Annotated in this window: 10 protein-coding genes; 6 read left to right on the top strand and 4 right to left on the bottom strand. The window is 35.9% G+C overall.

The features are described 5' to 3' along the window. Window positions 1-29: 29 nt before the first annotated feature. The gene (locus MPR_RS16055; protein ID WP_041894296.1) at window positions 30-995 is read left to right on the top strand and encodes a GSCFA domain-containing protein; all 966 of its coding nucleotides are present in this window, start codon (window positions 30-32) and stop codon (window positions 993-995) included. A 2-nt stretch (window positions 996-997) separates the two neighbouring features. Next, complete coding sequence (locus MPR_RS16050; RefSeq protein WP_041894294.1) at window positions 998-1,630, top strand: DUF4230 domain-containing protein; 633 nt, start codon at window positions 998-1,000, stop codon at window positions 1,628-1,630. On the opposite strand, the gene MPR_RS16045 is transcribed toward MPR_RS16050, so the two are convergent. The 3 genes from MPR_RS16045 to hutU form a co-directional block, all read right to left on the bottom strand. Next, on the bottom strand, window positions 1,625-3,376 hold the full coding sequence (locus tag MPR_RS16045) for an aromatic amino acid hydroxylase (RefSeq protein ID WP_041894292.1): 1,752 nt from the start codon (window positions 3,374-3,376) through the stop codon (window positions 1,625-1,627). The two genes, MPR_RS16050 and MPR_RS16045, sit on opposite strands and share 6 nt — an antisense overlap. A 177-nt stretch (window positions 3,377-3,553) precedes the next feature. Continuing rightward, window positions 3,554-4,111 carry a DUF4136 domain-containing protein gene (locus MPR_RS16040; protein ID WP_041894288.1) on the bottom strand — a complete coding sequence of 186 codons (558 nt, stop codon included), beginning with the start codon at window positions 4,109-4,111 and terminating at the stop codon, window positions 3,554-3,556. Window positions 4,112-4,131: 20 nt separating this feature from the next. Beyond that, on the bottom strand, window positions 4,132-6,120 hold the full coding sequence (gene hutU, locus MPR_RS16035; RefSeq protein ID WP_041894285.1) for a urocanate hydratase: 1,989 nt from the start codon (window positions 6,118-6,120) through the stop codon (window positions 4,132-4,134). A 180-nt stretch (window positions 6,121-6,300) separates the two neighbouring features. On the opposite strand from hutU, the gene MPR_RS16030 reads away from it, so the two are divergent. From MPR_RS16030 to hemL, 4 genes are all read left to right on the top strand, one after another. Next, window positions 6,301-6,633 carry a hypothetical protein gene (locus MPR_RS16030; RefSeq protein WP_041894283.1) on the top strand — a complete coding sequence of 111 codons (333 nt, stop codon included), beginning with the start codon at window positions 6,301-6,303 and terminating at the stop codon, window positions 6,631-6,633. Further along, window positions 6,626-7,504 carry a 1-aminocyclopropane-1-carboxylate deaminase/D-cysteine desulfhydrase gene (locus MPR_RS16025; RefSeq protein ID WP_041894280.1) on the top strand — a complete coding sequence of 293 codons (879 nt, stop codon included), beginning with the start codon at window positions 6,626-6,628 and terminating at the stop codon, window positions 7,502-7,504. Before MPR_RS16030 ends, MPR_RS16025 begins: the two co-directional genes overlap by 8 nt. 81 nt (window positions 7,505-7,585) lie before the next feature. Continuing rightward, complete coding sequence (locus tag MPR_RS16020; protein WP_041895600.1) at window positions 7,586-8,482, top strand: glucosaminidase domain-containing protein; 897 nt, start codon at window positions 7,586-7,588, stop codon at window positions 8,480-8,482. Window position 8,483: 1 nt separating this feature from the next. Continuing rightward, window positions 8,484-9,764 (top strand): glutamate-1-semialdehyde 2,1-aminomutase, encoded by a 1,281-nt coding sequence (gene hemL / locus MPR_RS16015; RefSeq protein ID WP_041894276.1) that lies wholly within the window; start codon window positions 8,484-8,486, stop codon window positions 9,762-9,764. A 468-nt stretch (window positions 9,765-10,232) separates the two neighbouring features. Here the strand turns inward: hemL and rnhB are convergent, their stop codons facing one another. Further along, window positions 10,233-10,832: a ribonuclease HII gene (rnhB, locus tag MPR_RS16010; protein WP_041894274.1), complete on the bottom strand. Its 600-nt coding sequence runs from the start codon at window positions 10,830-10,832 to the stop codon at window positions 10,233-10,235. Window positions 10,833-11,174: the final 342 nt, after the last annotated feature.

The raw sequence follows: 11,174 nt of genomic DNA, 5'->3' as shown, positions 1-11,174 counted from the left end.
TTTTTTTATACAAGAATAAATTTAGGAGGATGAAGTTTAGTACAGTAGTACCTACTAAGGTAGCCAAGGACAGAATTAAGTATGAGGATAAGATCTTATCTATGGGGTCTTGCTTTGCTGTGAATATCAGTGATAAGTTAAAAGAGTATCAGTTCCAGAGTGTGGTGAACCCATTCGGTATTCTGTTTCATCCTATTGCGATAGAGCGTGTATTAGAATATGCTGTGAAAGGGCATGAGTTTACAAGTGCGGATGTGTTCTGTCATAACGAGGTGTGGAGTAGCTTTATCGGACATTCTGATTTGAATGAGTTAGAAGAAGAAGATATCGTGACGAAGCTGAATGTAAAGTTGTTTGACCTACAGGTAGCGTTAAAAGAAAGTGCCTTTATGTATATCACTTTAGGAACGGCTTGGGTATATGAGCATATCGAGAGTGGAATGGTTGTTGCTAATTGTCATAAGGTACCACAGCACAATTTCAAAAAGAGATTATTAAGTTACGAGGAAATAAAGGCTAGTCTGTTTAAAATCATTAAATTAGTACAAGCTATTAATCCTGATATACAGATTGTGTTTACAGTATCTCCAGTGAGACATTTTAAAGATGGTATCGTAGAGAATCAGAGAAGTAAGTCAGCATTATTTACTGCCTTACACGATGTGTTAGATGCACAAAAAGATGAGCAGGGAGCAGAGATTAATTACTTCCCTTCTTATGAGATAGTGATGGATGAGTTAAGAGATTATCGCTTTTATAAAGCTGATATGTTACATCCAAATGAGTTGGCGATAGACTATATCTGGGAACGCTTTGTGACAACTTGGGTTCATCCTGATATGTATCCAATCATGCACAAAGTAGATGAGGTGCAAAAAGGACTGAACCATAGACCTTTTAACCCAACTGCAGAACAGCACTTAGCTTTCTTAGATACATTGGTAGCCAAGATAGATTACTTATTAGAGAAATATCCATTTATGAGCTTTAGATAGTTATGAGAAAGTTATTGCGCGTACTCTTCGGTATATTTATAGTACTCTTCTTTATGTTTGCAGGAGTTGTTTTGTATAACAGTTCTGTGAAAGAGCGTAAAGATGATATGCAATACAATACAGCTCTAATCCAAGAGCAGTTAAAAAATGTGAGTAAACTAGTAGTGACAGAAGCTACCTTCTCACAAGTAATGACATATAAGGATCAGCAGAAGTACTTTTTAAATATGCTTTCTTTTGACAAGAAGGCTGTTGTTATTATTAATGCAAAGGCTACTGTAGCATATGATTTGAGTCAACTTCAATATCAGATCGATGAGAAGAATAAGGTAGTGCAATTAATATATATCCCAGAAGCGGAAGTAAATATCTATCCTGATTATAAAATATTAGATGTAGAGCAGAGTACTTTCAACCCTTTTAAAGGTGATGATTACAATAAGATTAATGCGAAAGTGAAGAAAGACTTAGAAGATAAAATAGAAAAGTCCACTTTAAAATCGAATGCAGAGAATCGACTTATCAGTGAACTTTCTAAAATATTAATAGTTACCAATACTCTAGGTTGGAAACTAGAGTATCAAGGTAACGTTATTCAAAGTGATAAAGACTTAGTATTAGATATGGCTTTATAAGCTTTTTAGAATAATATCTATACCGTCTTTGATTAAATGAGCTACTTCAGGTCTGTTTGTTTGAACAGATTTAAGGTGGCTCATTGCTTTTTCAGCTAATGCTGTATTTGAAGCTTTTTTAGCAAGTTCTAGTATTTCTACTGTCAGCAACCAATCAGAAGGGTAGTCGTTGATTAGAACATCTAATACGTTGTTTAAATCAGTTGATTTATTCTCTTCTCTCATGGCTCTAACTTCTTGGTAGAAGTTTTCGAGCTTTATTTTACTCTCGTCTCTTTTTGCTTTGATTGTTTGGCTAGAAGGAACATGATTGATTAGATCAAAACTGTGGTAATCAGCAGGTCCTGAGAAAGCAGAAATCACATGAGCACCAACAGCCATATCATACGTACCCCATTCTGGTTGGAATAGTATTTCGTCATTGTGCTTCACTGTACAATCACTAAAACTAATCAGAATAATCTTTCCATGTATATTACGAATACCTGTGATATTGGTTCCAGATACGGTGATACCTCCTTCGAACTCTAAGGTTACTGGCTTGCCTTCATATAAGTTATAAGCTTTAAGGTCTCTAGGACTCATGTCTTCGATAGCAAGGTTGATTCCCTTTAAACGACCTAATGCAGTACCAAATCCGTGTGGATGTGTCTCTGTACCATGTCCTACTAGCTCTTTCTCCCTATATGCTAGAGCAGTGTTTCCTGTTGTCTGTACATAAGCAGGTTTACCTTCGTGTTCAATTACACGTGTGAATACACCAGATATCTGTAGTCCTGTATTCAGTTCTATTGTACCTAAGGCTTTAGAATCTATTAGTTTGTTTATTCCCATTAAACCTCCTTTTCTTAAAGCCATCTTATTCGCAAATTCTTCTAATACTTCACTTAGGTAAGCAAAGTCAGGAGTCACGTATAGCTGAGGTTGAGGTTTAGTGATATCAAAGCCTTGGTATGCAGCTTCTATACTGTAAGGAAGTTTCTTTACATTATCAGTCATACACCACGCACTCTCTCCGATAGAAGATAGTAAGCCTGCTCCGTATATCTTAGGGTTATCCGTAGTACCGATTAATCCATACTCTACTGTCCACCAGTGTAGATTACGGATAAGTGCCATCTCAGAAGGTTCTTCTGTTATGCCTTGTAAATAATCTACTTGCTCTTCTGCTTTTTTGATTTCTTCTGGATCTACACCTTCAGCTTCTTTCAAAATAGACAGTAAGCGGATAGCCTCATATATCTCATAATCTCTACCTGAAGAAATAGCCTTACAGCCTATCTCTCCGAAGCGTCTTAGATACTCAGCATACTCTGGATTAGCGATAATAGGAGCATGTCCTGCCCCTTCGTGTATAATGTCTGGTGCAGGTGTGTATTCTATATTCTCTAGTTGTCTAATATCTGATGCAATAACAAGTACTTTATACGCCTGAAACTCCATAAAGGCATTCGGTGGTATAAAGCCATCTACTGCTACAGCAGCCCAACCAATTTCTTTTAATATTCTATTCATTCCATACATACTAGGAATGCTTTCTATAGAAATACCTGTTTTAGCTAGACCGTCAAGATATGATTCGTGAGCAACTTTAGATAGATAATCAACATTTTTACGCATAACGTAGCGCCACACAGCTTGATTAATAGGTGTATAATCCTGATAACTCTGTGGTTTGATAAATTGTTTTAAATGCTGTGGTAATCTTTCGATCAAGTCGTTACTTTCATATTCTTGTGTTTTCATAAATGAAATTTGTTATTGTTTGTCGTAAATATAATAAAAACAATGGACGATAGGCACTCAGAATACCTTATTGTTGTGTTTTTAATCAAATCATTAAGATAATTCTTTAGGAAACTATAAACGAACAGAGGCTCTCCTTTAAAGGAAAGCCTCTGTATATATCATCTATAGGAAGAATTATTTCTTCTCTAGAGTAGGAGGGAACTTAGTTAATATCTTTTCGATAAACTCGTGTATTCTCTCTTCTTTTTTCTCTGGAGTAGGTGCATTGTCTAAGTATCCTGTTCCTATTCCTTGCCAGATTAACGCTTTTTTCTTTGTGTCTAGAACGTCTATATAAAGTGTTCCTTCTATAGAAGTTGACACTGTCGTATTATTAGGTCCCCAATATGGTCCCCATCCCCAACCATAATATCCATAAGGAGAATAGAAGTTGTTATGAGTTGTCACATTGACTTGTTTTGACGCTTTAGTGAAAATATTAATAACAAAATCAGGATTGCTACTAGCTTTTGTAAAACCCTTCGCAGTAAGATTGTTATCAATAGCAGTTAGAATTCTCTTCTTGTCTAAGTCATTAATCTTTGCTTGATCAATACCTTCTTTAAAGAAAGCATACGTTTTGTATTGTTTGAAGTCCACAGCTTTGTCATAATCAGCTGTTACTTTAACGCTACTACATGATGCTATAAATAACATCAATAGAGCTAGAGGTAATAGTTTAATAGCTTTCATGAGTGAAATTGTTTTAATTGTTATTTCAATAAGTTTTCATCTACTATATTCGGAATAGTCACTTTTAGAAGTGGCTCTACTTCCATTGCTCTTTTTATTGCAAAAATAGCTTCGTCATTTCTTGCCCAGCTTCTTCTAGCGATTCCATTATTAACGTCCCAGAATAACATTGACTCTAATCTTTTTTGTGCTTCAATAGTACCATCAAGTAACATACCAAAACCTCCGTTGATTACTTCTCCCCAACCTACACCACCACCATTGTGGATAGATACCCAAGTAGCTCCTCTGAAGCTGTCTCCGATAACGTTATGGATAGCCATATCAGCTGTGAATTTAGAACCATCATAGATATTAGACGTTTCTCTGTATGGAGAGTCTGTACCAGATACATCATGGTGATCTCTTCCTAATACTACAGGGCCTATCTTACCTGCTTTAATAGCATCATTAAATGCTCTTGCGATATTAATACGTCCTTCAGCATCCGCATATAAGATACGAGCTTGTGACCCTACTACTAGTTTATTTTCTTGAGCTCCTTTTATCCAGCGAATATTATCAGCCATCTGTTGTTGTATTTCTACAGGAGAGTTTTTAATCATCTCTTCTAATACCTCACAAGCGATCTCATCTGTTTTCGCTAGATCTTCTGGATTTCCAGATGTACATACCCATCTAAATGGCCCAAATCCGTAGTCAAAACACATTGGTCCCATAATGTCCTGTACATAACTAGGGTATCTAAAGTCGATATTATTAGCTGCCATAACATCAGCACCTGCTCTAGAAGCTTCTAATAAGAAGGCATTTCCATAGTCAAAGAAATAAGTTCCTTTAGCGGTATGTTTATTAATAGCAGTAGCTTGTCGTCTTAGTGACTCTTGTACTAGTTCTTTAAACTTAGCTGGGTTATTAGCCATTAAGTCATTTGCCTCTTCAAAAGCAACACCTACTGGATAGTATCCACCTGCCCAAGGGTTGTGAAGAGAAGTCTGGTCAGAACCTAAGTCTATGTATAAATCTTGTTTGTCAAATTCTTCCCATATATCGACTACGTTACCTTGGTATGCGATAGATACGATTTCTTTATTCTCTTGTGCTTTCTTAACGCGAACGACTAAAGCATTGATATCAGTTACTACTTCATCTACCCAGCCTTGAGAATGTCTTGTGTGTACTGCTTTAGGGTTTACCTCTGCACATACTGTAATACATCCTGCGATATTTCCTGCTTTTGGTTGAGCACCACTCATCCCTCCAAGACCTGATGTTACAAATAACTTACCTGCTAATCCTTCTCCGTTTTTAGCTATTTTTCTACCACCGTTTAGCACTGTGATAGTTGTCCCGTGTACGATACCTTGAGGGCCTATATACATATAGCTACCTGCGGTCATCTGACCATACTGTGTCACACCTAACGCATTGAACTTCTCCCAATCATCCGGTTTAGAGTAGTTAGGGATCATCATACCATTAGTCACTACTACACGAGGCGCATTTTTATGAGAAGGGAATAGTCCCATAGGATGACCAGAATACATTACTAACGTCTGCTCGTCAGTCATCTCTCCTAAATACTTCATCGTCAGTAGATATTGAGCCCAGTTAGAGAACACAGCCCCGTTACCTCCGTAAGTAATTAACTCATGTGGATGTTGAGCTACAGCATAGTCAAGGTTGTTTTGGATCATCAGCATGATCGCCTTCGCTTGTAGACATTGTCCAGGATACTCATCTATCGGTCTAGCATACATCTTGTAGTCAGGGCGTAGACGGTACATATAGATTCTTCCGTACTTTTCAAGTTCTTCTTTGAACTCAGGGATAAGTGTGCTGTGATTCTCACTTGGGAAATAGCGTAGCGCATTCTTAAGAGCTAGTACTTTCTCATCATCTGATAAGATTTCTTTTCTCTTAGGAGCGTGGTTGATAGATAAATCATACTCTTTCTTAGGAGGTAACACAGTCGGTATCCCTTGTAAAATATGTTCTTGAAAAGTCATTTTTATAATTTTTTGTTTGTTATTAATTTTTATTTAAATACTAGTGAATTAGCCAAATCATTAACTATTTTTGCTACGTTGACGCTTTATTACACTAGCTGTAGTAAAACTGATGGGAAGATAGTAATAAACTTGGATAAAATTAATATCTCGATTATTAAAAAGTTCTAAAAAAAGCGAGTGGTAGTTGTTTGTAAATATTTAGTTCCTAAAGGATATCAAGGGATAACATTGTTTCCCTTTATTATTTTAAGATCAGCAGAATCTAAAGGAGATCGTTATTTGCTAAACCATGAGCGCATCCATCTAAGACAACAAGTAGAGCTGTTGATCGTGTTCTTTTACCTTTGGTATGTTTTAGATTTTGTATGGCGTTATTTTCAGACTAAGGATGTGAAGAAGGCATATAGAAAGAACTTGTTTGAGAAAGAAGCGTATCAATATGAACACAATCTAGAGTATTTAAAAACGAGAAGACTTTATTCATTCTTAAGAAATAGAAACAATGTTTGAGAACGAGAATGTATATAATGAACAATTAAAAGTAGAATTGCCTAGCGGGATTACTATTTTTGTCAAAAGAGAAGATTTATTACATGAGGAAGTATCAGGTAATAAGTTTAGAAAATTAAAGTACAATATTTTAAAAGCGCAAGAGTTAGGATATAGTAAGCTTTTGACATTCGGTGGCGCATATTCTAACCATATAGCAGCTACTGCCGCAGCAGGGCGTATCTGTGGAGTAGAGACGATAGGCATCATTAGAGGCGAAGAGCTAGAGAATAACTACGCAGGTAATTCAACACTAACGAAGGCAGTAGAGGATGGAATGACATTAGGCTTTCTGACTCGTACGGATTATAGAAATAAAGGAGCGGTAGAGATCATCGATAGACTAAAAGCTAGGTATGGAGATTTTTACTTAGTGCCAGAAGGAGGAACCAATGAAGAGGCGATAAAGGGGACTGAAGAAATATTAAAAGAAGGTGACGAGGCTTTTGATTATATCTGTACAGCTGTAGGAACAGGGGGGACGATAGCAGGTATTATTAACAGTTCTCATCAGAATCAAACAATATTAGGCTTTCCTGCCCTTAAAGGAAGCTTTTTATATGAGGATATTCGTAAGTTTGTTACTAACAATAATTGGGACCTAGTCTTAGACTATCACTTCGGAGGATATGCTAAGTATAATGAGAAGTTGTTATCATTTTTAAGAGAGCTCTATAAACAAACAGGCGTTTTGTTTGACCCTATTTATAATGGTAAGATGATATACGGGGTATTAGAAGAGATTAAGAAAGGAAGATTTAAGGATAATAGTAAAATACTTGTAATACACACTGGTGGCTTACAAGGTTGGAACGAAAAGATTAAAATTTAGTAATAGTAATGTATGTATAGAAGAATCATTTTTTTTATTTGTATGGTCTTTCTTGTTGGGTGTGCTAGCAAGAAAACTCCAATGCCTAAGAGTAAGGCTCTAACTACGAAGAGATATCCTGCTCCTACTGGGAAAAAAGTAAAAGAAAAAGAACTCGTGTCTAAGTCTGAGTATAGAGATAAGCTTCAGAAGAATGAAGTAGATAGAAAAAAAGAAGAGAAGAAGAGAAGCTCTAGTGAGGTCTTAGAAGCTACGTCTAGACTAAGTGTGACTACTGATATGATACGTGACTATATCCTTACGTATAAAGATGCTGCAAAAGATAATATGAAGACATACGGAATCCCTGCTAGTATTAAGTTAGCTCAGGGGGTATTAGAATCTGGATCAGGACAAGGTACACTGAGTAGAAATGCTAATAACCACTTCGGTATTAAATGTCATCAAGGATGGGACGGTGAGTCTGTGCGCCATACAGATGATGCCCCAGACGAATGCTTTAGAAAATATAGTAATCCTAATGAGTCTTATACAGACCACTCTCTATTCTTAACGAATAGAGGACGTTATAGTGATCTGTTCTTATTAGAAAAAGATGACTATGAAGGGTGGGCAGTAGGGCTAAAGAGTGCTGGGTATGCTACTGATCCTAGATATGCTGATAAACTGATCAGTCTTATCGAACGATATGAACTGTATAAATACGATGCTGAGGTGCTAAACAAGACTGTGACAGGGCCAAGACCTAGAACAGTAGCGACAACGACTGATAAGCCGATTACAGTAACAGAAACTAAATCTACATCGAAGTCTACTCAGTCTAGTACTAAGAGTAAAGGGACTGTACATGTAGTGAAAAAAGGTGATACATTATACTCTATCTCTAAGAGATATAATACGACTGTAGCACAGGTGCAGAAAATGAATAAATTAACAGGAACAAACCTTTCAATAGGTCAAACTTTAAAAATAAAATAATATGTTATACCAAAGAAGTAGTAAGCTTTTTGCAGAAGCTGAGAAAGTGATACCAGGAGGAGTAAACTCTCCAGTACGTGCTTTTAAATCTGTCGGAGGAACTCCTATCTTCGTTAAAGAGGCTAAAGGAGCATATTTATACGATGAAGATGGTAATAAACTTATAGATTATATTAACTCTTGGGGGCCTATGATCTTAGGACATGCTTATGAGCCAGTAGTTAATGCTGTAGTCGAAAAAGCAAAATTAGGTACTTCTTTCGGGATGCCTACAGAAATAGAGACACAGATAGCAGAGCTAGCTGTATCTATGGTGCCTAATATTGATAAAATACGCTTTGTGAATTCTGGTACAGAAGCTTGTATGAGTGCTATCAGATTAGCTAGAGGGTATACAGATAGAGAGAAGATTATTAAATTTAAAGGTTGTTATCACGGACATTCAGATTCGTTCTTGATCTCTGCTGGAAGTGGAGCTGTTACTTTCGGATCTCCTAATAGTCCTGGGGTAACTGCTGGTACAGCAAAAGATACATTACTTGCTGACTATAATGATTTAAGTAATGTAGAATCTATCCTAGAAGCAAATAAAGGAGAAGTAGCAGCGATCATCATCGAGCCAGTAGCCGGTAATATGGGATGTGTACCTCCAGCTAAAGGATTTTTAGAAGGATTAAGAGCACTATGTGATAAGCATGGTACACTATTGATCTTTGATGAGGTGATGACAGGATTCCGTTTAGCAAAAGGTGGAGCACAAGAATTATTCGGTGTGAATGCTGATATCGTTACTTTTGGTAAAGTAATTGGAGGAGGATTGCCAGTAGGAGCTTTTGCTTCTCGTAATGAAATTATGAATTACCTTGCACCAGTGGGGCCTGTATACCAAGCAGGAACACTATCTGGGAACCCATTAGCTATGGCTGCTGGTCTTACGATGTTACAAGAAATTAATAAAGATGCTGATCTATTTAAACGTCTTGAAGAAAAGACAGCTTATTTAGAAAAAGGTATGCGCAAGGTATTAACAGATAATAACGTAGCTTATACGATTAACCGTGTGGGATCGATGATCTCTGTATTCTTTGACAAAAGAGAAGTAGTTGATTTCGAAACAGCAGGGTATGGTAATAACGATACATTTAAGAAGTTCTTCCATGGACTATTAGCAGAAGGAGTATATATCGCTCCATCATCGTATGAAACATGGTTTATTACAGATGCATTGACTTACGAAGATTTAGATTACACGATTAATGCAGTGAATAAGATCTTCTCTTAAGCGATTTATTGCAATTTCAAAATATGAATCAATAACCTATTCTATCTACAGAATAGGTTATTTTTTTATCTGCTATTTTGGGAGTTATCGCATAGTGGTCGCATAGTTATGGGATAGTGCTCGCATGTTTTTGCCTATTTTTTATGCGATCACTATCGGATTAGTATCTTATCAGTATATTATCAGTATATTATAATAGGTATCTTAAACCTAGAATAAGCGTTAGTCAAATACTACAAAGTAATTCTACTTCATATCTCTTTCATTAGCTCTACAACCATACTATAGTATGCTTGTATCACTAATTCAGAGCTATTTTGTATAATTACTTTTCGTTTATCTGTCTATCACTGATTCTGGGTTAAATACATTATGACGAATTAAAAGAGACAGTGTGTAGACTGTAGTGAAATGTTGTTAATAAAAAAGCACACCGAAGTGTGCTTATAGTATATAGCGTATAGGCTATTATATGTCTAGTTTTAATTGATCAGGTAGAAGTTTAAAAGACATTCTATGGTATTTACAAGGACCATATTTCGCAATAGCTTCTCTGTGTTCTTTAGTAGGGTATCCTTTGTTTTTTTTCCAATTGTACATTGGGAATTCCTCATGGATTTTATCCATATAGTCATCTCGATACGTCTTCGCTAATATAGAGGCAGCTGCTAAGCTTAGATATTTCATATCCCCTTTGACAATACACTGATGAGGTAAATCTGGGATAGGAGTGAACTTATTACCATCTATGATAAGAAACTCTGGTTTAGGGTCTAAGTCAAGTACAGAAAGAGTCATCGCCTTAATAGAAGCGTGTAAGATGTTTAGTTCTTCGATCACATCTTCGTGCAGATGAGTTACTTTATAAGTTAATGCTTGATCTTCTATGATATCTCGGAGTTTGTATCGTATCTTAGAGGTGATTTTTTTAGAATCGTTTATTTCTTCATTGATAAAGTCTAGTGGGAGTATAACAGCAGCAGCCGTTACAGGGCCAGCGATACATCCTCTACCAGCTTCGTCAGTACCAGCTTCTAAGCTAAACTCTGAGAAATTTTTTAATAACATCTGAAGTTTCGTTTTTAATTATCGCAAATGTAAATAATATAAGCTGGATAGTTACAGAGAATCTTATGATAAATTTTATAGTTCTTAGTTCAATGTTTTGTTAAAAAATGGTTAGTTTATTAGTGAATTATTTTAGGTAACAAGGCGTATTTACTAGTATTGTAGGTTTTAATTGTTAAAAAAAATAAGTCAATTTTGTTTTTTTTAGCAATGAGTTAAAAAAACAATTGTTTTGATATAGTGTTGTTGTTGATTTATTTGATTTAATATATTTTTTAATTGTTAATATTTTGAATATTAATTAATGTATTGTGAATAAGGTTGGCTTGTATTGTTAATAAT

Origin of the sequence: Myroides profundi (genome assembly GCF_000833025.1) — a bacterium.
Lineage (GTDB): Bacteria > Bacteroidota > Bacteroidia > Flavobacteriales > Flavobacteriaceae > Flavobacterium > Flavobacterium profundi_A.
This window is presented reverse-complemented; position numbering and strand designations above follow the sequence as displayed.